The sequence below is a fragment of the Thermocrinis albus DSM 14484 genome, from assembly GCF_000025605.1.
Classification (GTDB): domain Bacteria; phylum Aquificota; class Aquificia; order Aquificales; family Aquificaceae; genus Thermocrinis; species Thermocrinis albus.
Genome location: NC_013894.1, coordinates 1,025,149 through 1,049,843 on the forward strand (window position 1 = coordinate 1,025,149; position 24,695 = coordinate 1,049,843).

Consider the following 24,695-nt stretch of genomic DNA (forward strand, 5'->3'; position numbering starts at 1 on the left):
ATGTAAAATTTTAGCAGATGTTGGGATTTTTGACGGGTTAATAAATACGAGATATCTTATTCGGTAAAGGGAAAGTGGAGGCCTCCCAAGTTCTCCTTCAGTCCACCTTAAGGACCACCTTCCCAAAATGAAGGGATTTCTCCAGATAACGATGGGCTTCTGGGGCTTCCTGTAGAGGAAAGACTCTGTCCACCACCGGTTTCAGGAGACCCCTCTCAAAGAGTTCAGTGATCTTGTAAAGATCAGCTCGCGGTCCCATATAAACACCTAAGAGTTCTATCTCCCTAACGAAGAGGTATCTGATATCTATGTGAGCGTAAGATCCAGTAGTGGTACCAAAGAACACCAGCTTCCCTCCTTTTTTTAAACACTCCACACTCTTCCAAAAGGTCTTTTCTCCCACGTGGTCCACCACAATGTCCACCCCTTCTTTGAACATCTCCCTCACTCTTTTGGGAACATCTTCAGTGTAGTGATCTATAACCATATCGGCACCCAACTCTCTGCATCTTTTGGCCTTTTCAGAGTTTCCTGCGGTAGTTATTACAAAAGCACCCATAAGTTTAGCCAGCTGTATAGCGGCTACTCCCACACCGGAGGAACCTGCCCATATTAGCACCCTGCTGTGGGGACCTATCTTACCTTTACCAACGAGAGCATTCCACACGGTGAGAAAAGTAAGAGGGTAGCTGGCGGCTTCCACAAAGCTCAGATTTGCAGGTTTACGTATGACATTTCTGGCGTGTACCTTTACGTACTGAGCATACCCTCCTTTACTTCTCAGGCCTAAGATGTCGTACTCCTTACAGAGGTTGTCTCTGCCACTCTGACACTCATGACATACGCCGCAGGAAATCCCCGGTGCCACTATCACCTCGTCACCCTCTTTTACGTTTCTCACAAGAGATCCCACCTTTTCTACGATGCCGCTTACATCCGAGCCAAGAATATGGGGGAGGGACGGCTTAACGGCAAGGGCCCCCATCCTCACCCACACGTCCAGGTGGTTTAAGGCCACCGCCTTTACCCTAATAAGGACTTCATCTTCGCCAACGGAAGGTGTGGGGAAGTCATCTACGTATCTGAGATTCTCAGGTCCGCCGAAGTTCTCTAAAACAACAGCTTGCATGGCATATATTATAGAACTATGAAATATATAGCTATACTCTTACTCCCATTAACGGTGATGGCGGCAACTTCCATCACAGCCTACTACAATCCCGGATGTGGTTGCTGTAGCTCTTACTTTAAAAAGCTGGAAAGGGATGGTTTTGTGGTTAAAAGGGTAGCGGTAGACGCCCAGCAACTGGATAAGATAAAGAACACCTTGGGGATACCTCTCAATGCAAGATCCTGTCATACTATGGTGATGGGTGGTAGGTGGATAGAGGGACATGTCCCACCAACCGGTATAAGGGAGGTATCCAAAAAAGGAGGTATCATGGGAGTGTACTCTCCACATGGTGTCAGAAGTGCAAGAGGTGAGTACGAAGAGAAGTACTACCTGGTGAAGTGAGATGGCAAGGGTAGTGTTAGCTCTACTGATGTTTCTGGTCGCCTCTTTCTCTAAGGAAAAGGCCCTCTATGTTCAGACAGAGTATGCAAAGCCTTTCCGTGTGGTGGTGGAGTTTTATTTTGATCACCCTGAGAAGATAAGACCTGCCCTTGGTTGGGTATCCAACATAGTTTATGTCCTCACTAACCCACCCTACAACTACCCTCTTGAGGATATAGACATAGTGGTTATATCCCACGGTCGAGAACTGGAAGCCTTCGTCAAAAGAAACAGGGAGAAGTACAGGGACGTAGTGGAGAGGATGGAGAGTTTAAGTCAGTACGGTGTCAAGTTTTTTGTGTGTGCTATGGCCGCAAGGCAGCTTTATAACCTCAAGGAAGAAGACTTTTATCCCTTCGTTACGTTGGTACCCTCTGCCATAACGGAGCTGGCTCATTGGCAACATAAAGGTTACGCTCTTATAATACCTCAGATTTTTTTTAAGTGAAGTATGATATTAACATGGAGAAGAGGATCACCACACCCCTTACGGAATCTGTAGTGGAGAGTCTAAAGGCGGGAGATAAAGTGCTGATAACAGGTTACATATACACAGCCAGAGATGCAGCCCACAAGAGGATGGTGGAAGCCATAGAAAGAGGTGAAGCTCCACCCTTTGATCTACGTGGACAAATCATATACTACGTGGGTCCAACACCCCCTAAGCCGGGTCAGGTGATAGGGTCTGCGGGTCCTACCACTTCCATACGTATGGATAAATATGTAGAGCCTCTCCTTAAGTTAGGCCTCAAGGGTATGATAGGCAAAGGTTACAGATCTCCTCATGTTAAGGAGCTTCTTAAGCAGTATAGAGCCGTTTACTTTGCTGCTGTGGGTGGCGTAGCAACTCTTCTGGCCAAGTGTATAAAATCTTCGGAGCTTATAGCTTATGAGGATCTGGGTACTGAGGCCATAAGGAGGCTTTACGTGGAGGACTTTCCGGTGGTGGTAGCCAATGACATATACGGTGGAGACGTGTTTGAAGAGGGTAGAAAGAAGTTTGCCAAAATAGACATATGATGCAGGTTGTCATAATAGGGGGTGGTCCTGCTGGTATTTCTGCCTCTATATACGCTGCACGTAAGAAGATGAACTTTTTACTGGTCACCAGAGACATAGGTGGACAGGTTATGAAAGCCGGCAACATAGAAAACTACCTAGGCTACGCCATGGTGGACGGTGTGTCCCTTGTGGAAAGGATGATACAGCAGATGGAGCGTTTAGGAATACAGCCCATTCTGGACCAAGTGGTGGATATAAAAAAGTTGGAGAGTGGATTCCAGGTGATAACCCTTTCAGGTAAAACCTTCACCACCAAAACTGTTTTGCTGTGTACAGGGTCAGAACACCGTAGACTTAACGTTCCAGGAGAGGCAGAGTACGTAGGTCGTGGCGTATCTTACTGCTATACCTGTGATGCTCCTTTCTTTAAGGACAGCAGAGTACTGGTGGTGGGAGGAGGCAACTCAGGTTTCGAGGCTGCAGACCAGCTTCTCCAGTACGCCAGCAAAGTGTATCTGACAGAGATATCCGATAGCTTCAGAGCTGACGAGGTTCTGAGAGAAAAAGTTCTGACAAACCCTAAAGTGACACCCCTTCTTAGACACCGTGTGTTGGAGATAAGGGGAGACACGAAAGGTGTAAGGAGTGTGATACTGGAGGATCTTTCTTCAGGTAACGTGCGCCAGTTGGAAGTGGAAGGAGTGTTTGTAGAGATAGGGTTAGAGCCTAACACAGAACTGGCGTCACGCTTGGGTGTCCTTACCAACAGCAGGGGTGAGATACTGGTGGATTGTAACAACAGAACTTCAGAGCTTGGGATTTACGCTGCGGGGGACTGTACCAACATATTCGCCAAGCAGATAGTAACAGCTGCGGGAGATGGTGCCAAAGCGCTTCTCTCCATCTACCATGATCTTACGTACGGAGTAAGTAACTGGATCTGATGTCTATAAAGTTGTACCTCTTGGGAAGAAAAAGGGGATTCTTGCCTATAACGTTGATGCATGCCATGGCACGCCTCGGTTACACAGGTGTAATACTGGTGGAACCTGAGGATCTTTTTCTATGTCTTGGCTACTTTGACTATCTTCCTCAGATAGTAGACCTAAGAGAGTGCAGGAATCTCAAAATACCCATTATAAGGAGGGAGATAGGTGGAGGCACCGTACTTCTCGGACCGGGACAGGTGTTTTACCAGATGGTGTTAGAGAAAAGAGACGTTCCTTTCAAAGTAGAGGATGCTTATAAAAAACTCTCCAGTCCCGTAGTAAGGGCATACAGGCGTTTAGGGGTTGATGTAGAGTACAGGCCTATTAACGATATTGTGGTGAAAGGTTCTCAACGTAAGATAAGTGGACAAGGAGCGGGGGATGTAGGAAAGTGTTTTGTGTTTGCAGGGAACATTTTGGTGGATTTTAATGTAGATATTATGGCCAGACTACTGGCGGTGGTTCATAAGGATAAAGTGAGGGAGAAGCTTCTGGAAAACATGTCCTGGTTGAAGAGAGAAACAGGCACAGATTACACCTTTGAAGACATAGCCTCCCTGCTGGTGGAGGAATTCTCCAGAGAGTGGGATCTGGAACCTACGGAGGTTCCTCAGGAAGCTTTGGATCTGGCCCATCAGCTGGAGAGAGAGCTTACTTCAGAAGAAACCCTTTGGGAAGAGACGGGTAGAAAGCATAATGTGGTAAAGATAAGGGAGGGCGTGTACATAAGGAGTAAGGAGGTACAGATAGAGGGTTCTTCCGTAAAGGTATATGCGGAGATTGTGGACGGTGTAGTCAGATACATAGAGTTAGAACCACCAGACCATCATCTGGAGAAACAACTTACGGGCATACCTTATGAGCTCAATGTAGAGAAGGAGGGGATCCCTAAGCATTTACTGAGAGTTCTTCTCTTTGAGTAAAAGAGGAGAGAGTAGATCCGATTATACTCTTAGTGGAGGGTGAAACATGCTGGGAGCGACGTTCGGTATAGTATCCCAAGGTCTTCAGATTCTAAGGAAGGCCATCGAAATCAGAAACAGAAATGTGCTTAACGCCTCCAATCCGGATTACGCCCAAGAAAACCCGCGCATAGAGAGTTTCGCTCCAGTAGGCATAAAACTGGAGGATGTGGAGAGGGTGAGAAACTTCTATCTTTTATCCGAGAGGAACAACAGGCTTTCGGTGGTAAATTACCTTGAGGAGAGAATAAAGAAGGGCGAAGCAGTGGAAGATCTGTTTCAGGAGTTCACAGGTGGAGTAGGTGGGGCAGAGTATATAAACAACTTCTTCCGAGCCTTTCAGGATCTTATGAAAGATCCCACCAACGTGGGGGCGAGGGCAGATCTGGTGAGGCAAGCCAACACCCTGATGGGATATATCAGGGACAGAAAGGGCGATATGGACAGAGTATTCAACAGCACTGTCTACAATCTTCAACGGTACGTAGGGCGAGTAAACGAACTTACACAGAAACTAGCACAGATAAACAGAGATATACTCACCACATACGCAAGAACTTACTCCAGCGGTAAGGATTACAAGAATTTACTGGATGAAAGAGATAGGCTTCTGAGAGAGTTATCAGAACTTATCAACGTGAGGGTTCAGGAGGATGACATAGGCAGGGTCAGAGTGGAGATGGCGGGTGGTTTCCTTCTAGTGGAAGAGGGTAGAAGCTGGACTATCACGTACGATGCTTCTAGCAGAAAGGTGTTTTGGAACTCGAAGGATGGCTCCACAGTGGATGTGACAGGGCATATCAACGGAGGAAGGATAAAAGGAGCCGTTGAGTTTCTCAAAGATCTGGACCTTTACTTACAGGGTTTAGACAACGTAGCTAAGAGACTCATAAGCAGAGTAAAGTTACCTGTTATAAAGGGCTCCGACCAGTATTACTGGACTACCGTCAAAAACAGTCCCGGCGATCCTATAGGTGAGAGTGGTAGTATAACTCTTGTAGGAGTTTCCTCTGTCACAGTAAGCTACCAACCATCCGACACTTTACAGGACATAGCCAACATTATTAATGCCCAAAACGCGGGTTTTACCGCATCGGTTGTACAAGAGCCCGATGGTACCTACACACTCCGCATAGTCTCCTCAGATCCTTCCTACCAGATAACTGACTCTAACGGTAACATAGGTGTGAAGGTATTCACAGGTACGGGACTGCAGGACGGTGGTGTAAACCCTCAGCTCCCCTCCTTAATGGGTAACCTAGATTACTCTGTTGCGGACCGGTTCTTCTCTCTATCCTCCCGTTGGTGGGAGGACTTGAAGGATCTTTACCAAAAGCTTGTATCCGACATATCCTCCACACAGAACACTCTCAAAAAGCAACACGAGATAGAAAAAGCCCTGTTAGACTCCTTAAATGCGAGACTCAGTGAGTTACAGGGTGTTTCCATAGATCAGGAATTCATGGAGATAATGCAGTTGCAGAGAAGTTATGAGGCACTTGCTAAAACTGTCAGCGCTATGGATGATCTCCTAAGGACAACTTTGAATATGGTGTGAGGTGTTAGCCATGAGAGTACCAGACTACTTTATATTTTCCTTGCTAAAGGAACAGGAAGCGAAGGTCAGAAGGCAACTGGAGGACAAGATACTGGAAGTATCTACAGGTAGAAAGGTGAGGAGTATATCCGATGAACCCAACGTAACCTTTAACGTCATAAGTCTCAAGAAGGAGGTAGCTCAACTGTCCCAGTACTCGAAAAACAGACTCTTTTCGGATACCTACCTAGCTTACACAGACTTTACCTTAGGCAAGATGGAGGATCTTCTTAAGGGTGCCTACTCTAATGTGGTAAGGGCTAAGAACAGTGCCACTTTAACGCCTCAGGAACTGAAGGCCACAGCTGATGGTATGTACGCTACATTGAAGGCCCTTCTCGACAGAGCCAACGATAAACTGGGACAAGTGTTTGTTTTTTCTGGTACGGACCTGGAACGCAGACCTTTTGATGAGACTACTCTTGACTACGTAGCCTCACCTCAGGACTTCCAAGTGTGGATCTCCGACAGCACCAGTATCCCCACTGTACTGAGTGGAGGGGAAGTGTTTTATACATCGAGCACCCTTTCAAAGGCAACGTACTTATCACCCACACAGAGCTTCACCTCCTCAGGTACAATAACTATAACTGTTGGTGCAACTACGGTAAACATCAGTTACGGGGCACAGAACCAACCACAGAGTATTGAAGAGCTCGCAAGCTATATGAACGCCAGTTATGGGAACTTGCTGGGAGCTTTGGTCTCCCAAAATCCAGACGGCAGCTACTCCTTACTTATATACAGCAAGGACCCATCTTCGAAGCTTACCCTCTCCGCTACTGGAGAACTCTCCGTAGGCTTTCAGGACACCAATGTCCTGCAAGCTGTGAAGAGGGTAGCCGACAAATTAAGTTCCGGATTATATCCCGACGAATCTGACCTTTTCCTAATAGAAAGGTCCTATAGCACCGTAAGCGCTTGGAGGGCGAAGGTGGGGTCAGTACTGGCGGTGGTTAGAAACATGCAGGATCTTCAGGAGAACAGTATGGATATCCTTCAGGCACGCAAGTCTGATCTTGAGGATGCGGATCTCCCGCAGAGTGTTCTGGAATACACACGCTACAGGATAGCCTATGAGGCCCTTATGAGAATTGTGGCAGACCAGAAGGACCTCACCATACTGCGCTATATCTAAGTAAGTATCAAAAAACTTGACAAAGTTTCACTAAAGTTTTACATTATAGAGGAAGGAAGGAGGTGTTGCCATGGCAGAAAAGGTGATAGGCATAGACTTGGGAACCACCAACTCTGTGGTGGCGGTGATGATGGGAGATGAACCTGTTGTGATACCCAATCAAGAGGGTTCCCGTCTTACACCTTCCGTGGTCTCTTGGACCAAGGAGAAGGAGATTCTGGTAGGTGAACCAGCCAAACGCAGAGCTATTTTGGATCCCGAAAACACTATATACGAATCAAAGAGGTTCATAGGTAGGAAGTTTGAGGAGGTTAAAGAAGAGGCCAAAAGGGTGTCTTACAAGGTGGTGGCTGACGAGAAGGGAGATGCCGCCTTTGATGTACCTAACGCGGGTAGGTTGGTGAGACCTGAGGAGGTTGGCGCTCAGGTCCTTAAGAAACTTAAAGAGGCTGCGGAAGCTTATCTGGGAGAGAAGATAACAAAGGCCGTGATAACTGTACCTGCCTACTTTAACGAAAGACAGCGTCAGGCTACGAAGGATGCGGGAAGAATAGCAGGACTGGAAGTGGTACGTATCCTCAACGAGCCAACGGCGGCAGCTCTGGCTTACGGTCTTGACAAAAAGTCGGACGTGAGGATACTGGTTTATGACTTCGGTGGTGGTACCTTTGACGTGTCCATACTGGAGGGAGGTGAGGGCGTCATAGAGGTGAAAGCCACTGCTGGAGACACCCATCTCGGTGGAGCCAACATAGACGAGAGGATAATGGAGTGGCTCATAGAGGAGTTTAAGAAGGATACAGGTATAGATCTACGCAAGGATAGGACGGCTCTCCAAAGGTTGAAGGATGCAGCTGAACAGGCCAAGAAGGAACTTTCCTTCAAAATGGAGACAGAGATAAACCTACCCTTCATCACCATAGATCCATCCACCAACCAGCCCCTACACCTACAGAAGACTCTCACCAGAGCCAGATTGGAGGCTATGATACAGGACCTCATAGACAGAACTATGGAGGTGGTCAAGAGGGCTCTGGAAGATGCCAAGCTGAGACCTCAGGACATAGATGAAGTGGTGCTGGTGGGTGGTTCCACCCGTATACCCTTGGTGCAGCAGAGAATCAGGGAGTTCTTTGGAAAGGAACCCCACAAAGGTGTCAACCCTGACGAGGTAGTGGCGGTAGGTGCAGCCATACAGGCGGGTATAGTGTCCGGACAGGTGAAGGAGATCCTGCTGGTGGACGTCACACCTCTTTCCCTCGGAGTGGAGACTTACGGAGGTGTGATGACGGTTCTCATACCCAGAAACACTCCCATTCCTTACAGGAAGTGTGAGATCTTTACCACAGCTGCCGATTACCAAACTGAGGTAGAGATCCACGTTCTTCAGGGAGAAAGACCTTTGGCGAAGGACAACAAGTCACTGGGTAGGTTCTACCTCACGGGCATACCTCCAGCCCCCAGAGGAGTACCCAAGATAGAGGTGTGTTTTGACATAGACGTGGACGGGATACTGCACGTGACAGCTAAAGATCTGGCTACAGGAAAAGAACAGTCCATGAGAATTCAACCTTCCTCTGGACTCACCCAAGAAGAGATCGAGAGGATCATAAGGGAAGCTCAGATGCACGAAGAGGAGGACAGAAAGAAGAAGGAGCTCATAGAAGCCAAGAACCAACTGGACCAGCACGTCTACCACTTGGAGAAGGTGTTGAGGGAAAGCAGGGATAAACTACCTTCTGATCTTGTATCGGAAGCTGAAGCGGTCATTACGGAAGCCAGAAAGGCCATAGAGTCCTCCCAACAGATAGAAGAAGTGAGGAGAGTTACGGAAAAGGTTCTGAGCGTAGCGGGTAAGGTGGGTAGCTATCTTTATCAGGAGGCAGGTAAGAAGCCGGGTGGAGATAGTGGGGATGTGATAGAGGGGAAACCCCTCTAAGGAGGGGTCCCTATCTTTTCACTTATCCTGTTCTTCTTATACTGAGCTTCTTTGAGAGCTTCGAGAAGATCCATTCCATCTTTGTAAAATCGTAGAGCTTCTTCTAGCTCTGTTTCGTGCTCCACCTTGAACACAGGATCCTCCAACAATGTTCTCAGTATCTCCTCTACCTCCTTTTTACTAACACCCAACACTTTTTCCAGCACGTAGGCAAGTTCCAGCAACGTGTAAGTGGATATGAAGATCTTTGTCTTTCTCTTTTCCGCATTTCTGAGTTCCCTCTCCACATACTGGGCATCCTCCTTTCCCTGCAGTAAAGAGAGAAGACCCTGTGTATCTATAGCCTTCATCACAGTTCAAAATCCTTCAGGTACTTGGATCTCGCCGGGTGTCTCAGTTTCCTTATCGCCTTGGTTTCTATCTGCCTTATCCTCTCACGGGTTACGTTAAACATCCTCCCTATCTGTTCCAGGGTGTACTCGGTACCATCCACAAGACCATACCTGTACATGAGTATCTCTCTCTCCTTCTCACCGAGGGTACTGAGAACTTTTATAAGTTGCTCTCTGAGGAGTTTACGGGTGACCTGTTCTTCGGGTGATGGGACACTTTTGTCCTCTATGAAGTCCTTCAGGTGAGCATCCTCATCGTCCCCTATGGGAGTCTCCAAGGATATGGGCTCTTGGGCCATTCTCATCACCTTTCTAGCTTTATCGACAGGTATGCCGAGATACTTAGCTATTTCCTCCGCGGTAGGTTCCCTACCTAACTCCTGAGTGAGCTTCTTGTGAGCCTTTGTTATATCGTTTATGGTCTCTATCATGTGAACAGGTATCCTGATGGTTCGTGCCTGATCCGCTATGGCTCTGGTTATGGCCTGACGTATCCACCAGGTGGCGTAGGTGGAGAACTTATAACCTTTCCTGTAATCGTACTTGTCCACAGCCTTCATAAGACCTATGTTACCCTCCTGTATAAGATCCAGGAAGTGCAGCCCCCTGTTGACATACTTTTTGGCTATGGAAACAACCAGTCTGAGGTTACACTTCACCATAACCTGCTTTGCCTGCGTTACCTTCGTCCTTCCCTCCTTTATTATCTGTATGACCCTGCCTATCTCCTCCGGAAGAATACCCATCTCCCTTCTGAGTTCCTCCACCTCTTTTCTTAGCGCTAAGTACTCGTTCCTCAAAATCTGGAAACGGGCAAAGCCGTAGCCCGCCTTTTCGGCCTTTTCCTGAAGATCCGGTCTTAAGTCATACTCTCTTATCAACTCTTCTATGTTGGGATGGATAGACTCCAACTTGCTCTTCCTCTGTTCCAACTCCTTGATCCTCTTGGAATACCTGTTGTAGAGGTTGAGAAGCTCGTCCGCTATCTTTTCAAAACGCGAGTACTTGAGTTTCATGTCTTTAAGAACTCTGTTCATTCTGGCGTGGCGTTTCAGATACTCCTTCTTATACTCGGATAGTCCGTACTGCAGGTACAGATCCCTCCACTGAAGGGCTTCTTTGTAAGCTTTCGCCAGTTCTAACCCTTTCTGCATGAAGTACCTCTCCAGCTGCTCGTGGCTTTCTTCATACTCTTCTACCGTTCTGCTGTCGTCCACTGTGTCCACTATGTCTTGTACTCTGAGCTTGCCGTTGCACACGTTGGCCCAGTCCTTCAGGACCCTGTCTATGAGGAAGGATGTTCTCAAAAGCCCCCTTCTCATTATCTTTCTTCCCATCTCTATCTGCTTGGCATACTTTATCTCCTCTTCTCTCGTGAGGAGAGGAATCTTTCCCATCTCCCTCATGTAAAGTCTCACCGGGTCACCGTCCTTGGAAGACTGGAGAAGGTGGTCCGCTGAGACCATGAGGTGTTCGTCTCTTTCTTCCCTATCTTCTTCAGACTCCACCAGCTTTATTCCCCTCTCCTGAAGAAAGTCCATGATCTCTTCGTAAAGTTCGGTGTCCATGAGAGAATCACCCAAAGCTTCGTTCAGCTCATCGTAAGTTACGTAACCTTTTTCGCCAAGGCTCATAAGTTTTTTCATGAGGCCTCTGTTTATCATCGCCTACCTCCTACCTCAAAACTTGTAAAAATATAAGATTTTAAAGGGTTATGACAACACCCTGATGACCTCATCGTCCTCTACCTGTCTGAAGTCTCTGTAGAACATACCTACAGCAAAGGGATGTTGATCAGATACGTGATAACACAGAACCACCTCTGCATGTTTCATCAGTTTAGGAAGGATGTCTCTGGGACAAACAGGAGAAGCTACTATCACCTTCTCGGCACCCTTTCTTCGTAGATACTCAGCTCCTGCGGTTACCGTCATACCCGTAGCTATACCATCGTCCACTAAGATGACCGTCTTTCCGGAGAAGTTGGGTGTGCGGTTCTTTAGGAAAAGTCTCTCCCTCTCCCTTATCTTTTCCAGTTCCTTCTTGGCTATTCTCTTTATATCCTCTTCCGAAAGGCGGAAATGCTTTACTGTCTCTTCGTCTAAGTAGATATTCCCATCAGGATCTATGGCGCCGAAGGCCAGTTCCGGGTTTTCCGGTACTCCCAACTTTCTCACCAGAAGGATACTCATGTCCGCACCTAAGACTTTTGCCACCTCCTTGGCCACTACCACCCCACCCCTAGGTATGCCCAATACAAGGATGTCTTTCGGATCCTTTAGGTTCTCTTTTATATAACCTCCCAACAGTTTACCGGCCGTCTCCCTATCTGGGAAGATCATATCTTAGATTAATTTAGTCCCTGAAGTAAAAGCGGACAATTATGGAGTTATCTCCTCACACCGTTAGAGATCCTTAAGAATAGCTTTGAGTCTCTCCTCCAGTTTCCTTATAGATTCCAGTATATCTTCCTTCTGAGCGGCGGCCAGCTTAGGGAAAGTGGTCACCTCTATGGTTTCTAGTATAGGTTTCTTCTCTCTGTCAAAGAAAACCCCTATCCACACACCACTTATTCCCGTCTCTCTCCACTCCACAGGATAGGTGGTGGACTCCATCCTTATGGTGATCTGCCCTTCTCCCAGCACGTCTAGTATGGCTATCCTGTCCTCCTCCGTTATAGGTATCTTGTTGATGTATATGGTGTGCTCCTCCCCCTTTTCTACCAGATCCTTTAAAGCATCCAGTATCTCCTTCAGCAGATAGGGTGCGTTCATAAGCATGATTTGAACTCCTCTATGTATTCGTTCCAGGCCTTTATACCTACTAACACCTTTATCACCTCACCATCCTTGAGTATGAGGAGGGCGGGAACTGAGGAAACAGACAACAGATTCTCTATATCCTTTTCCACACCGTCTACGTTAATACGGAGGAACCTAAAGTTGGTAAAAACCTTCTCCAGTTCGGGAGCTACCACCTCTACATCAAATATCTCCTTTATCCTACTTTTTCTAGCTTCGGAAGTAAGAAACAGACAGATATCACCTTTCTGTCTTAACAGACTCTTGAGCTCATCCAAGGTGATGGTCACCATGGCATCGAACCTCCACACCCCAGTTCTTCAGTTGTTCTATCACAGCCATCAGAAGCTCAGGCATCTTTTCCTTTACAGGATCTGACAAATCTGTTGAAACCTCAAAAGAGAAGGGCTCCATACCTATCAGTACTATCTCCGCCGGCTTTTTACCTGTGAGTTCTGCCAGTGCGAGGACCTCCTGTACGCCCACCTCATGAGCGGAGACCTTCTTTCTGAAATGGGATTTCACCTCATGATCCTTCAGAAGGTATAAGGTGCCGGGGGGACCACCACCCAGCACCGCGTCTATTATCAGAAGTTTATCCACACCCTCCATGTAATAAAGCAAGTCTATTCCCAAAGTACCACCGTCCAACAGTTGTAGATCATCTCCGAAACTACAGTTTCTTTTAAGTTGGTTGACAGCATGCACACCTAATCCCTCATCCGAGAGAAGAATGTTGCCCACTCCGAGTACCATAACCTTCAAGAGACATCCTCCACGTCCACAGGATCTTTTTTGAGAAACTTCACACCACTGAACATAGAGGAGATTTCTCCACTCTTCTTCAATGCGTCCTCTCTGATCACCATGTACACGTGCAGTATAACAAAGAAGATCACTATCCAAGCAAACCAATGATGCCACATATGTGTCATAAACTCGCCACCCAACATGGGTATAACCCAACCGGTTATCTTAGACCAGAAACCTCCAGGGTTAGACATACCGTACATGGCGAATCCCGTGAGAACCATAAAGATAAGAAGCAGGTACACCAACAGGTAAACCACCCTTGCAAGAGGATTCCTTACGTACAGAGGATGCTGGGGTTTTATGAAGAGATAGTAGAGGAGCATGTCCCATATACCTTTCCAGAAATCTCCTCTCAGTTTGGGAAGAAACAGTCTGTCTCCCTTTCTGAAGAAGGCTATGAAGAACCGAAACAGAAGACCTACCAACAGCACATAACCGGCAGCGAAATGGACCATTCTGAGAAGATCCATAGTGAGGCGTTGTCCGTAGGCATAGGTAGCCTCAAGACCTTGAGATCCAACGAAGAAGGGATTACCTATGTACAAACCTGTTAAAAAGAGGAGGGTGATGGCAAGGGCGTTAACCCAGTGCCACACCCTTAGGGAAGGGCTGAATATGTATATCTTCTTCATGATAAGACCTCCTTACAAAACCTTTACCTTTAGGATCTCCCTACCCTCAGTATCGTACAGGTGTGTGGAACACGCAAGGCATGGGTCAAAGGAGTGTATACCTCTTAGAACTTCCAGGGGCTTGTCTACTACCTTAACGGGTGTGTCTTTCATACACTCTTCGAAGGCTCCTTGTCCTCCCATAGGATCCCTTGGACTACCGTTCCATGTGGTAGGAACGACACATTGATAGTTGGCTATTTTACCGTCCTTGATAACACACCAGTGACCTAGTGATCCACGGGGAGCTTCAGTTATACCTACGCCCTTGGCCTCCTTGGGCCACGTGGAAGGATCCCACTTTTCCATGTTGGCAACCGCTGTGTCTCCTGCCTTTATGTTGTCTACCAGTTTCTTAAAGAAGTAGAGGTTGGCGGCAGCACCTACCTGAGCCTCCAGACCTCTCGCCGCTGTTCTTCCTACGGTGGTGGGAAGCCATACATGAGGTGGAAGACCGAGAACCTTAGAAACAAGATCTATCTGTCTTACCACCATCTCATCCATCCATGAGGGTTTTATATGACCCTGTTTCACAGCGGTGTAGATAACTATATAACGGGCAAGCGGGCCAACCTCGCAGGGCTTTCCGCGCCATCTGGGAGATTTTATCCATGAGTATTTTCCTTTTTCGTCAAGGTACTTCCACTGGGTCTTAGTTCCTTCTTTTGGTCCCGTATAGTTAGGTTCTGTTATACCATCCCAAGGATGAAGCCCTTTCGTCTCGTCAGGATACTTGTACCAAGAGTGGGCCACAAACTCCTGTATCACTTCAGGGTTGGTAAAGTCCTTACCTACCATAGGATAGTATTTAGCCTTTTCTACACCCTCCGCGAAGTCTTCTACCACACCATTAGAGTGGTACAGAATCTTGGCGTGATAGTCCCCACCCTTTATATTTCTGTAAGGTTCATCTGGAAACTCCCCGTACCCTATTACCCTCTTCTTGGCCAGTCCACCACCGTATGTTTGGCCTTTTTGAACGTACAGGTGTCCTATAGCCAAAAGATCAATGAGGTAGAAGTAGTTGACAGCTTCTATCTGAGTATAGATTGAGTCCTCCACCACCGCCAGTCTTTCAGCGTTTATGGGAGCGTTCATATCCTCAAAGGATATGGAACAGGTCATACCACCTACAAGGTAATGGGGGTGCGGGTTCTTACCGCCAAAGACCACCTGAGGTATAAAGAATTCTCTCTGCACGTCCAACATGTTAAGGTAGTGAGCTACCGCCATCAGGTGAACTTCGGGAGGCAACAGTTTGTAGTCAGGGTGATCCCACCAGTGTGCTGCAAATATACCTAGCTGGCCACTCTCTACTACTTTCTTTATCCTCTCTTGGAACGTTCTGTAATAGCCAGGCGTGGCTTTAGGAAATTTTTTAGGATAGGCCCTGTGCCCCATAAAGTCGGGCATGAGCTCCGTTATGGCACCGTATTTTTCCAAAAGTTGATTTTGTAAAACTGCTGTTTGAACAGGATCAGCTTTCAGAGCCTCTAAAGGTGAAACCCAGTCGAGGGCGTGTAGGTGATAGAAGTGTACCAAGTGGTCGTGTACTTGCAGGGATCCGTACATGATGTTCCTTATGTAATTGGCATTCTTGGGTATCTGGATATCGAGAGCGTCCTCCACACAACGTACCGATGCGAGAGCGTGTATGGAAGTACACACACCACAGATCCTTTGGGTGAAGGCCCATACGTCTCTTGGGTCTCTGTTACGCACTATGAGTTCTATACCGCGCCACATAGTTCCAGAAGATACAGCATCCAACACTTTTCCACTCTTTTCGTCCACTATCAACTCGATCCTTAAATGGCCTTCGATTCTGGTTACTGGGTCCACCACCACTCTCGCCATGATCACTCACCTCCTTCTTTATCTTTGTTTCTTATCTTAGAAACAACACCATGCAGTACAGCACCTGCTGCTGCGGCAGTAGCCACAGCTACACCTACTTTATCAGCGTTGGCTTCTACCGATGGTACAGGTATAGTGGTCAGTCTTTGGTAGAAGGGACCGTTGTCCCAGAAGTTATCCTCAGCACACCCTATACAACCGTGACCTGCTTGAATGGGGTAGGACAAACCGTTGTACCATCTTATGTTACCACAAGAGTTGTAGGTGGTCGGTCCTCTGCACCCTACCTTGTAGAGACACCACCCTTTCTTTGCTCCTTCATCGTCAAATCTTTCCACAAACTGACCTGCATTGAAGAAGGCTCTCCTGTAACACGTGTCGTGAATCCTATTACCGTAGTACTGCTTGGGTCTTCCTTGAGCATCTAAGGGAGGTATGCTTCCGAAAAGGGCTATGTGCATTATAACACCCGTCATCACTTCCGCAATGGGAGGGCATCCAGGTACCTTGATGATAGGTTTGTCCTTTATTACCTTATCTATGGGCACAGCGGTGGTGGGGTTTGGTTTCGCTGCCTGTACACATCCCCAGCTGGCACAAGATCCCCAAGCTATAACGGCCATAGCACCTTCAGCAGTTTCCTTCAAAACTTCCAAAAAGGGTCTTCCACCCACTATACAGTACATACCATCCTCACCGAGGGGTGGGTTCCCTTCAACGGCCAGTATGTACTTACCCCAGTACTTTTTCATTATCTCTTCCCTGTGCTTCTCGATGGCATCTCCAGCGGCGGCAGATAGCGTGTCATCGTACTCGAGGGATATCATGGTGAGAACTACGTCCGAAGCTAGAGGCGTGGAGGATCTTATGAAAGATTCTGAACAGCAGGTACACTCAAGCCCGTGAAGCCACAGGACAGGTGTACGGGGTCTTGTCTCTAAGGCTCTCACCACCTCCGGCACCATGGTGGGGGCCAGTCCCATGATACCTGTTATGGTGGTGGCAAACTTTAAGAAATCCCTCCGGCTTACGCCGTGCCGCTTTAGAGCCTCGTAGAAGGTCTCCATCGGTCCACCTCCTATATTGATCGTTCATTCAATATTCTGACCTATGATAATGGTGAATGTCAAATCATTTTTCTTATAGAGGTATAAGTTTAACTTATAAGCTTCCTTAGGGTAGTCCTGGTGATACCTAAAACCTCAGCAGCCTTTACCTGAGAGCGGAGCTCTTCGTAAGCTGTTTTTGCCATAACTCTGGCCATCATTTCCATCAAGCGGTTGTAGATGTTCCTCTCTCCTGCCCTTATCCTTCGCCTCACTTCTTCCTCCACTATAGTCAGTATATTGTGAGATGGACTTTCCACTGATGGAAGATCCAGGTGCTTGGACGTGAGTATGGAACCGTAGCATACAGTGACAGCTTTCCTTATAGCATTTTCCAACTCCCTTACGTTGCCAGGCCACGGATGTTCCAGTACGGTTCTCAGAAAGTCTTCTGTATAGCCTTCTATCCTTTTACCCAGCTCCTTGCATACCTTACTGAGTATGTAGTTGAGGAGCATGGGTATTTCCGATCTCCTTTCCCTGAGGGGTGGTATGTGTATATGTATAACACTGATTCTGTAGTAGAGGTCTTCTCTGAATAGACCCTGTTTTACCATGTCCTTCAGGTCTCTGTTAGTGGCACACACTAACCTGAAGTTGACGGGTATCTCTCTGTTGCTACCAAGTCTACGTATCTTCCTGTCCTGCAAAACCCTCAGCAGCTTTGACTGTAGAGATAGGGGAAGCTCTCCCACCTCGTCCAGAAAGAGTATCCCTTTTTCTGCCTCCTCCATTAAGCCTCTCTTGGAACTCGTGGCACCGGTAAAAGCTCCCTTTTCGTATCCAAAGAGCTCCGCCTCAAAGAGCTCATGAGGTATAGCAGCACAGTTAACCGCTACAAAGGGTCCCCTCCACCTGCTGGACAGCTTCCAGAGAGCCCTAGCAAAAGATTCCTTACCTGTTCCAGACTCGCCCGTGATAAGGACAGGCACATCGACGGATGCTGCCTTCCCCAGTATGCGTAACACACTTCCCATAACACCTTCTGTGCTACCAGCTATGGAACAAAGCTCCTCACATAACTCACCGTGGAGGTAGGTATCCTCTGGTCTGAAAGGTATAACTCTTTCCCTATGTCTGAACTCTTCCTCCAGCTTTGCGTACAACTCCTTCCACTTATCCTCCCTCACCGGTTTTCTCAATACATCGTAGAATCCAAGACTTATAAGTTTCATTACATAACCAGGTATGCTGTTGGCGGTAATGGCTACGAGAACATTGTTTTCTCTGAGGTCCGCAAGAGGGGAAAGGCCCACCGTATCTACATCCAGAAGGATCACATAACCTTCTAGATCCTCCGGTGGTTCCTCCACTCGGTGCACACCGTTCAGACACAGTGTCTTGTCTCTGGTACAGAGAAGGACCTTCATGATCATTAAATATACACAATGTATACCAAATAGACAAAAGGTTGTTAGGCTAAAGTATGAAACTGCGCCACTTTCCTCACTTCTTTTATGTGGCATGTACCTTGCATGTAATAGTTGTGGAGGTGGACGGTTATGGTAAGTAGGGAAGTACTGGAGAAGAACCCTAGGGAGGCTTTGAAAATGGAGAAACATCCTCTGGACATCCTAGAGGAGCTTCCCAGAATGATAGAGAAGGGGTACGAAGGTGTACCCGAAGAGGATCTTGTCAGACTTCAGTGGTACGGGCTTTATCATGACAAACCTCGTGTAGGCTACTTTCTGCTGAGAGTTAGAATACCTGGAGGGATTCTCACGCCTTCCCAGTTGAGGGTTTTGGGAGAACTTGCCACTAGCTTTAACAACTACGCTGAACTTACCATGAGACAAGATCTTCAGCTCCATTACATACGTCTCGAACATCTACCTGAGGTGCTGGAGACATTAAAGGAAGTGGGTCTTTTCCCCGTGGGAGCCTGTGGAGATACTGTTCGCAACATAACGTGTTGCCCAGTGGCCGGACATCAGAGGGAGGAGTTAGAAGACGTGAGACCTATTCTACACACATTGGAGAGTATCTTCCATGATCCTTCCCGTAGAGAACACTTTAACCTTCCCAGGAAGTTCAAAATAACAGTAACGGCGTGTCCTTACCATTGCAGCATGCCAGAGATGCACGATCTTGCTTTTGTAGGAACTGTAAAGGATAGGGAATTTGGCTTTGCTGTATGGGTTGGTGGAGGACTATCCTCCACACCTAGAATAGCCAGAAAACTGGGAATTTTTATCCCACCAGATAAGGTAGGTGAGGTGGCCGAAGCGGTTGTCAGTATGTGGAGTCAGGATCCTGAGAACAGGAAATCTTTTGTGAAAGCACGGATAAAGTATTTTGTGGACAGGCTTGGTGTCGAAAGGTTTAAAGAGGAACTCCTCAAAAGACTATCCTTTGTACCAGAGCCCCTGACGGAGGAGCCCAGGCCCGTAGCCCGTTTCTTTCATACAGGTATCAGAAAACAGAAGGAAGAAGGTTTTTACTACGTGGGTGTTCCTGTGCTGGCGGGGAGGGTGAGGGGGGACCAGTTACTTAGGCTAGCAGAACTGACGGAGAGATTGGACCTTTCCGTTAGAATAACCCAGAGACAGAATCTTCTTTTACTTAACGTAGCGGAAAATCACTTAGGGACCGTCCTGGAAAAACTGAAGGAGATAGGCTTCGACATGGATTCTGGTGAAACCAGGAGTGTTTCTGTGGCATGTACCAGTGATCCTTTCTGCAACTACTCGGTGGGAGCTGCAAAGGAAGCGCTAATAGAACTTCTTCAGTATCTGGAAGGAGAGCTAGGTAAGTTGGAAGGCCTGACAATAGGCGTAGATGGTTGTCCCCACGCGTGTGCCCATCACTGGTTGAATGACATAGGACTTCAGGCCACTCATCTGAGGCAACCGGACGGTTCTGTGGAAACCACCTACAACTTGGTACTGAGGGGAGGTTACGGTAAAGAAGCGAGCATAGGCAAGATAGTACTTAAAAAGGTTCCTTTTGTGGACCTGAAGGTGTTTATAAAGAACCTTGTAGCGGCCTATAAGAGATCGGGACTTTCCTCTTTCCACGAGTTTATCAACAGTTACACCGACGAGGAGCTTATAGAGATCATGAAGGGAGAAAATAAAGCACGGCAGGACGAGGGGAAAGTTAGGGTCAGGATATTTGGTCCCCTCACGCGTTTTTCCGGTGGCTTATCTGAGATAGAGCTGCCTCCTGGTACCTTAAGGGAGATCTTGCGCCACCTAGAGACAGAACTGGAAGGTTTCAGGGGAAGACTTCTGGATGAGAACGGTAAACTCAAACCCTTTGTGAAAGTGTTTCTGAACGATGAAGACATCGCCTTCTTACCTGACGGTCTGAACACTACCGTTAGGGAAGGGGATGAGATCATGCTGTACCCTGCTTTAGCTGGTGGCGCACCGCCGCTTGATGAAACTGAAGTTCACGAACTGGCCATAGAGTTTGAGGACAAAACAGCCCATGATGTACTGCGCTGGGCCATAGAAAATCTCCATCCCAGACTTTACATAGCATGGAGTGGACAGGTGGAGGATATGGTCTTGTTGGATATGGCGTGGAGAATAAATCCGGCAGTACGTGTGTTCACCGTGGATACAGGTAGATTACACGAAGAAACCTACCGGTTGATGGAGGAAGTATACGAAAGATATGGTGTAAGGATTGAGGTCTACTTTCCAGAACCGTCCGATGTGGAGAAAATGGTGAAAGAACACGGCGTTAATCTCTTCTATCGCTCCGTAGAGCTAAGACACCTGTGCTGTTATGTAAGAAAGGTAAAACCCCTGCTGAGGGCTCTGTCTCAGGTGGACGGATGGGTTACAGGTCTCAGAAGAGAGCAATGGGCCAGTAGGCATAACATCATGAAGCTAGAAGTTGACCATGACCATGGCCAGATCGTAAAGGTCAACCCATTAGCCGATTGGACAGAGAGGGAGGTATGGCAGTACATCAGAGAAAACTCTGTACCCTACAACCAGCTCTATTCTAGAGGTTACAGAAGCATAGGTTGTGAGCCGTGCACGAGACCAGTAGCCCCCTTTGAAGATCCGAGAGCTGGTAGATGGTGGTGGGAAAAGGACGCTCCAAAAGAGTGTGGTATGCACTGCAGTATAGAGACCGGAGGCTTTGAGAAGATAGCCGACAAACTGATAAGGGAGGACAAGCATGGCTATAAGGGTTCTTGAGAAAGTGAGTGTGGAAGGCTTAATAAAAGAACTCACATTGAGGGGTTGGAAGGAGGGGAAGTTTAATGGAAAGCAAGCCATGTTTAAGGAATTTGAAAACTACCTGTGGGTTGCAGTAATAGAAGAGTATCCCTACTTTCTATCCCTTCCAAAGGAGGAAAGCTCTAAGGTACACTCGGAGGGTATGAAAAAACTGATAGAGGAGGTAAGTCAACTGGCCACCCAACTAAACTTCTCATTACCCGTTAAGCCAGGAGGTGGCTACCATGTTTGAGTTTGCTATCTTTGGATTCTTCATAGCTTTTGCCATAGGATTGACAGGTGTGGGTGCTGGTACTCTTACTGCACCTCTTCTCATCTTGCTTGGCTTAGATCCTGCAAAAGCTGTTGGTTCTGCTTTGGCCTTCTCAACAGTGGTGAAGTTCCCGGCAGTGCTTGCTCATGCCGTCTACAAAAATTTGGATTATAAAACCCTTCTCCTTATGCTTGTGGGAGGAGTTCCTGGTACACTCTTGGGTTCTCTTCTTCTCACACTGTTCCATGACCCCTCAAGATTAAAGAAGATCCTCCTTCTGGTGATAGGTATAACGGTGATCTTCTCCATCCTTCTAAATCTCCTTATGATTTGGAAAGGTAAGCGCTTGGACTTAACTAGATATAGATATCTTCTGCCTGTTGCCTGCTTCCTAATAGGCCTTGAAGTTGGTTTCACGTCTGCCGGTGCTGGAGCCTTGGGTATGGTACTGCTCTTGTACTTTACAAACCTGAGCCCTGCAAGAGCGGTTGGTGTGGATATAGCCTTTGGTCTGGCTTGTTCTTTTGTGGGTGGTACCTCTCACTTTTTACAAGGTCATACAGATTTGGGAGTTTTTCTTCCCATGTCCTTAGGTGGTCTTGCTGGAGTGTTTCTTGGAACTCATTTAGCAAGGACCGTAAACCCCAAGCCTCTAAGGGTAATCATATCACTACTACTTCTCATAGTTGCCGTGAACCTCATACAGAGGGGTTTGAGATGATGGGTAAAGTCTACATAGTGGGAGCAGGACCTGGAGATGTGGAACTTCTTACCTTAAAGGCTGTGAGGATAATAAAGGAAGCGGATGTTATCCTCTACGACAGATTGGTCAGTGAGGACATACTCCAGTTGGCGAGACCCGACTGTGAGATTATCTACGTAGGGAAGGAAGAGGGTAAACACACACCACAGGACAGTATCAACAGGATGTTGGTGGAACTTTCTAAAGTTTACAGAAGGGTGGTGAGACTGAAGGGAGGGGATCCTTTCGTGTTTGGAAGGGGTGCGGAGGAAGCGCTCTATCTTGCTCAAAAGGGTGTTGAGTTTGAGGTGGTTCCTGGTGTCAGTTCGGTGACTGGTGTACCTACGTACGTAGGGATACCCCTCACCATGAGGGGTGTTTCTTCCTCCTTTGGAGTGGTGACTGGGCACGAGGGGGAAGGTTGTTACGGTGTGAGGTGGGAGCTGAGCAAATACGTGGACACTCTGGTGGTGGTGATGGGTGTGGGTAAGAGGCAGGAGATAGGTAGGAAGCTGTTGGAGTTGGGGAGGGATGCTGAAGAGCCCGTGGCCTTTGTGGAGAGGGGATGCACATCCAGGCAGAGGGTTGTGGTGACCAGTTTAGGTAGGTTGGCCAGTGATCCACCACCTGTGGAACCTCCTGCGTTGCTGGTGGTGGGTAAAGTGGTGGATCTAATAAACACACTGGGAAAGGAGGTAGAGAGATGGCGGCAGAACCCTACGGTGGTCATCTGGTGAACAGAGTTATTCCGGAAAGAGAAAGGGAGCGTGTGCTAGAAGAGGCTTCCCGCTTTCCGAGACTGGAGATGGACATGGACACAGCCCTCGACGTGGAAAACATAGCCACCGGTGTTTTCTCCCCTTTAAAGGGTTTTATGACAAAGGAGGAACTGGAAAGTGTGGCCCACAACATGACGTTACCGGATGGTCTCGTGTGGACCATACCCATACTTCTTCAACTTCCTCAAAGACCTCAGTTTCAGAAAGGGGACAGGGTGGCGCTCACCTTTCGTGGTAAGGTCAGAGCCATACTGGAGGTGAAGGATATATATACTCTGGATCTTTTGACTATAGCGAAGGCTGTGTGGGGAACCGACAGCACAGAGCATCCTGGTGTGAACAAATTCCTCTCCAGAGGTGAATGGGCAGTAGGAGGAGAGATATGGCTGGTGGAAAAAATGGAGAATCCCTACTCCGTGTGGTTGTTGGAACCTGCAGAAACCAGGAAGATCTTCCAGTACAGAGGATGGAAAACAGTGGTGGGGTTCCAAACAAGAAATGCACCACACAGGGGGCATGAGTATTTGCAAAGGCTAGGCTTGGAGATAGCAGACGGTCTGTTCATAAACCCGGTACTCGGTTGGAAGAAGTCTGACGATTTTGATTCCCTTACTGTTATTAAAGCTTACCAACTTCTTATAAACACTTACTATCCCGTAGATAGGGTGCTGCTGGCAGGGTTGGCTACAGCCATGAGATACGCAGGTCCAAGGGAGGCGGTGTTTCACGCCATTGTGAGAAAAAACTTTGGGTGTACCCACTTTGTGGTAGGAAGGGATCATGCTGGAGTAGGTAATTTTTACGGGCCCTACGACGCTCACCGTATCTTTGACCGGCTTCCTTCCTCCATAGGTATAGAGGTGATCAAGGTGTCAGATGTGTTCTACTGTAGGAAATGTGAGGGTATGGCTTCTTCCAAAAGTTGTGGTCACAGTGAGGAAGAGAGGATCTACGTTAGCATGACCAAAATAAGGAAGATGTTGGCGGAAGGAGAACTACCTCCGGAAGAGATGATAAGACCCGACATAGCGCGTTTTCTTCTTAGACATTACTCCTACCAGGGAACGAGCTTATAATTAATAGCATGTTCAGGCTCACGGAAGAACAGATAAAGCGTTACGCACGTCACATAATACTACCTGAGGTAGGAGGAAAGGGTCAAGAGAAGCTCCTCTCCTCCAAGGTACTGGTTATAGGGGCAGGTGGTCTAGGATCTCCCGCCATATTCTACTTGGCCGCCGCCGGTGTGGGCACTATAGGCATAGTGGACTTTGACGTGGTGGATTTTTCCAACCTGCAGAGGCAGATACTTCACACCACCGACAGGGTAGGTATACCCAAGGTGGAGTCTGCCAAAAGGACGGTGGAGGCCCTCAATCCGGACGTGAAGGTCATTACCTACAACACCATGATCAACAAAAACAACATTATGGAGATAATAAAGGATTATGACGTGGTACTGGATGGGACAGACAACTTTCCCACTCGGTTTCTGATAAACGACGCTTGTTACTTCATGGGTAAACCCCTTGTGTCGGCGGCTATGCTGAGGTTTGAAGGACAGATAACGGTGTTTGATTTCCGCGATAGGGAAAACTCCCCCTGTTACAGGTGTCTGTACCCAGAGCCGCCACCTCCAGGCCTTGTGCCCTCCTGTCAGGAAGCAGGTATACTGGGTTCCATAGGTGGGATAATGGGGTGCATACAGGCAACGGAGGCTATAAAACTGCTCTTAGGTATAGGTGAACCCCTCGTAGGTAAGCTTCTCATAATGGACGCCCTTTCTATGGATTTTAGGAAGGTGAAGCTCAGGAAGGATCCTTCCTGTCCTCTTTGCAGTGAGAAGGCCACTATAAAGGAACTTATAGAGTACCAACAGACGTGCGACGCTCATTTCTGA

25 protein-coding genes are annotated in these 24,695 nt (G+C 47.6%); 14 read left to right on the forward strand and 11 right to left on the reverse strand.

Features of this window, described 5'->3' with window-relative positions:
* Positions 1-97: 97 nt before the first annotated feature.
* Positions 98-1,129 (reverse strand): zinc-binding dehydrogenase, encoded by a 1,032-nt coding sequence (locus THAL_RS05555; protein ID WP_012992130.1) that lies wholly within the window; start codon positions 1,127-1,129, stop codon positions 98-100.
* An 18-nt stretch (positions 1,130-1,147) separates the two neighbouring features.
* Here THAL_RS05555 and THAL_RS05560 point away from each other — a divergent pair, with 18 nt between their 5' ends.
* From THAL_RS05560 to dnaK, 8 genes are all read left to right on the forward strand, one after another.
* Entirely contained in the window at positions 1,148-1,516 is a 369-nt protein-coding gene (locus tag THAL_RS05560) for a DUF411 domain-containing protein (protein ID WP_012992131.1), read from the forward strand.
* 1 nt (position 1,517) lies between these two features.
* Positions 1,518-2,003, forward strand: coding sequence for a DsrE family protein (locus THAL_RS05565; protein WP_012992132.1), 486 nt, complete (start codon positions 1,518-1,520; stop codon positions 2,001-2,003).
* A gap of 14 nt (positions 2,004-2,017) precedes the next feature.
* Positions 2,018-2,575, forward strand: coding sequence for a Fe-S-containing hydro-lyase (locus THAL_RS05570; protein WP_012992133.1), 558 nt, complete (start codon positions 2,018-2,020; stop codon positions 2,573-2,575).
* A complete protein-coding gene (locus tag THAL_RS05575) occupies positions 2,572-3,501 on the forward strand; it encodes an NAD(P)/FAD-dependent oxidoreductase (RefSeq protein WP_012992134.1) in 930 nt (309 codons plus the stop codon). The genes THAL_RS05570 and THAL_RS05575 overlap by 4 nt, the downstream gene beginning before the upstream one ends.
* Positions 3,501-4,469 carry a lipoate--protein ligase family protein gene (locus THAL_RS05580; RefSeq protein ID WP_012992135.1) on the forward strand — a complete coding sequence of 323 codons (969 nt, stop codon included), beginning with the start codon at positions 3,501-3,503 and terminating at the stop codon, positions 4,467-4,469. The genes THAL_RS05575 and THAL_RS05580 overlap by 1 nt, the downstream gene beginning before the upstream one ends.
* 46 nt (positions 4,470-4,515) lie before the next feature.
* Positions 4,516-6,066: a flagellar hook-associated protein FlgK gene (gene flgK, locus THAL_RS05585; RefSeq protein ID WP_012992136.1), complete on the forward strand. Its 1,551-nt coding sequence runs from the start codon at positions 4,516-4,518 to the stop codon at positions 6,064-6,066.
* Between the two features lie 10 nt (positions 6,067-6,076).
* Positions 6,077-7,243, forward strand: a complete 1,167-nt coding sequence (flgL, locus tag THAL_RS05590; protein WP_012992137.1) for a flagellar hook-associated protein FlgL — start codon at positions 6,077-6,079, stop codon at positions 7,241-7,243.
* A 70-nt stretch (positions 7,244-7,313) separates the two neighbouring features.
* Positions 7,314-9,182, forward strand: coding sequence for a molecular chaperone DnaK (gene dnaK / locus THAL_RS05595; protein ID WP_012992138.1), 1,869 nt, complete (start codon positions 7,314-7,316; stop codon positions 9,180-9,182).
* Here dnaK and THAL_RS05600 read toward each other — a convergent pair.
* From THAL_RS05600 to THAL_RS05645, 10 genes are all read right to left on the reverse strand, one after another.
* A complete protein-coding gene (locus THAL_RS05600) occupies positions 9,179-9,532 on the reverse strand; it encodes a PIN domain-containing protein (RefSeq protein ID WP_012992139.1) in 354 nt (117 codons plus the stop codon). The two genes, dnaK and THAL_RS05600, sit on opposite strands and share 4 nt — an antisense overlap.
* Positions 9,532-11,238, reverse strand: coding sequence for an RNA polymerase sigma factor RpoD (gene rpoD, locus THAL_RS05605; protein WP_012992140.1), 1,707 nt, complete (start codon positions 11,236-11,238; stop codon positions 9,532-9,534). The genes THAL_RS05600 and rpoD overlap by 1 nt, the downstream gene beginning before the upstream one ends.
* A 48-nt stretch (positions 11,239-11,286) precedes the next feature.
* Positions 11,287-11,916, reverse strand: a complete 630-nt coding sequence (locus tag THAL_RS05610) for a phosphoribosyltransferase (RefSeq protein ID WP_012992141.1) — start codon at positions 11,914-11,916, stop codon at positions 11,287-11,289.
* A 63-nt stretch (positions 11,917-11,979) separates the two neighbouring features.
* Entirely contained in the window at positions 11,980-12,354 is a 375-nt protein-coding gene (locus THAL_RS05615) for a hydrogenase expression/formation protein (RefSeq protein ID WP_041434104.1), read from the reverse strand.
* Positions 12,345-12,668 carry a thioredoxin domain-containing protein gene (locus THAL_RS05620; protein ID WP_012992143.1) on the reverse strand — a complete coding sequence of 108 codons (324 nt, stop codon included), beginning with the start codon at positions 12,666-12,668 and terminating at the stop codon, positions 12,345-12,347. The genes THAL_RS05615 and THAL_RS05620 overlap by 10 nt, the downstream gene beginning before the upstream one ends.
* Positions 12,646-13,131 (reverse strand): HyaD/HybD family hydrogenase maturation endopeptidase, encoded by a 486-nt coding sequence (locus tag THAL_RS05625; RefSeq protein ID WP_012992144.1) that lies wholly within the window; start codon positions 13,129-13,131, stop codon positions 12,646-12,648. Before THAL_RS05625 ends, THAL_RS05620 begins: the two co-directional genes overlap by 23 nt.
* 5 nt (positions 13,132-13,136) lie before the next feature.
* Positions 13,137-13,820: a Ni/Fe-hydrogenase, b-type cytochrome subunit gene (gene cybH, locus THAL_RS05630; RefSeq protein WP_012992145.1), complete on the reverse strand. Its 684-nt coding sequence runs from the start codon at positions 13,818-13,820 to the stop codon at positions 13,137-13,139.
* Between the two features lie 12 nt (positions 13,821-13,832).
* Positions 13,833-15,716, reverse strand: a complete 1,884-nt coding sequence (locus THAL_RS05635; protein WP_012992146.1) for a nickel-dependent hydrogenase large subunit — start codon at positions 15,714-15,716, stop codon at positions 13,833-13,835.
* 2 nt (positions 15,717-15,718) lie between these two features.
* A complete protein-coding gene (locus THAL_RS05640; RefSeq protein ID WP_012992147.1) occupies positions 15,719-16,783 on the reverse strand; it encodes a hydrogenase small subunit in 1,065 nt (354 codons plus the stop codon).
* Positions 16,784-16,872: 89 nt separating this feature from the next.
* The gene (locus THAL_RS05645; RefSeq protein ID WP_012992148.1) at positions 16,873-18,192 is read right to left on the reverse strand and encodes a sigma-54-dependent transcriptional regulator; all 1,320 of its coding nucleotides are present in this window, start codon (positions 18,190-18,192) and stop codon (positions 16,873-16,875) included.
* Between the two features lie 132 nt (positions 18,193-18,324).
* Here THAL_RS05645 and THAL_RS05650 point away from each other — a divergent pair, with 132 nt between their 5' ends.
* The 6 genes from THAL_RS05650 to moeB are packed head-to-tail and all read left to right on the forward strand — an operon-like array spanning position 18,325 to position 24,695.
* Positions 18,325-20,979, forward strand: coding sequence for a phosphoadenylyl-sulfate reductase (locus tag THAL_RS05650; RefSeq protein WP_012992149.1), 2,655 nt, complete (start codon positions 18,325-18,327; stop codon positions 20,977-20,979).
* Complete coding sequence (locus THAL_RS05655) at positions 20,960-21,253, forward strand: hypothetical protein (RefSeq protein ID WP_012992150.1); 294 nt, start codon at positions 20,960-20,962, stop codon at positions 21,251-21,253. The genes THAL_RS05650 and THAL_RS05655 overlap by 20 nt, the downstream gene beginning before the upstream one ends.
* Positions 21,246-21,995: a sulfite exporter TauE/SafE family protein gene (locus tag THAL_RS05660; protein ID WP_012992151.1), complete on the forward strand. Its 750-nt coding sequence runs from the start codon at positions 21,246-21,248 to the stop codon at positions 21,993-21,995. The genes THAL_RS05655 and THAL_RS05660 overlap by 8 nt, the downstream gene beginning before the upstream one ends.
* Entirely contained in the window at positions 21,995-22,753 is a 759-nt protein-coding gene (cobA, locus tag THAL_RS05665) for a uroporphyrinogen-III C-methyltransferase (RefSeq protein ID WP_041434230.1), read from the forward strand. The genes THAL_RS05660 and cobA overlap by 1 nt, the downstream gene beginning before the upstream one ends.
* On the forward strand, positions 22,720-23,871 hold the full coding sequence (sat, locus tag THAL_RS05670) for a sulfate adenylyltransferase (protein WP_012992153.1): 1,152 nt from the start codon (positions 22,720-22,722) through the stop codon (positions 23,869-23,871). Before cobA ends, sat begins: the two co-directional genes overlap by 34 nt.
* Before the next feature lie 8 nt (positions 23,872-23,879).
* A complete protein-coding gene (gene moeB / locus THAL_RS05675) occupies positions 23,880-24,695 on the forward strand; it encodes a molybdopterin-synthase adenylyltransferase MoeB (protein WP_012992154.1) in 816 nt (271 codons plus the stop codon).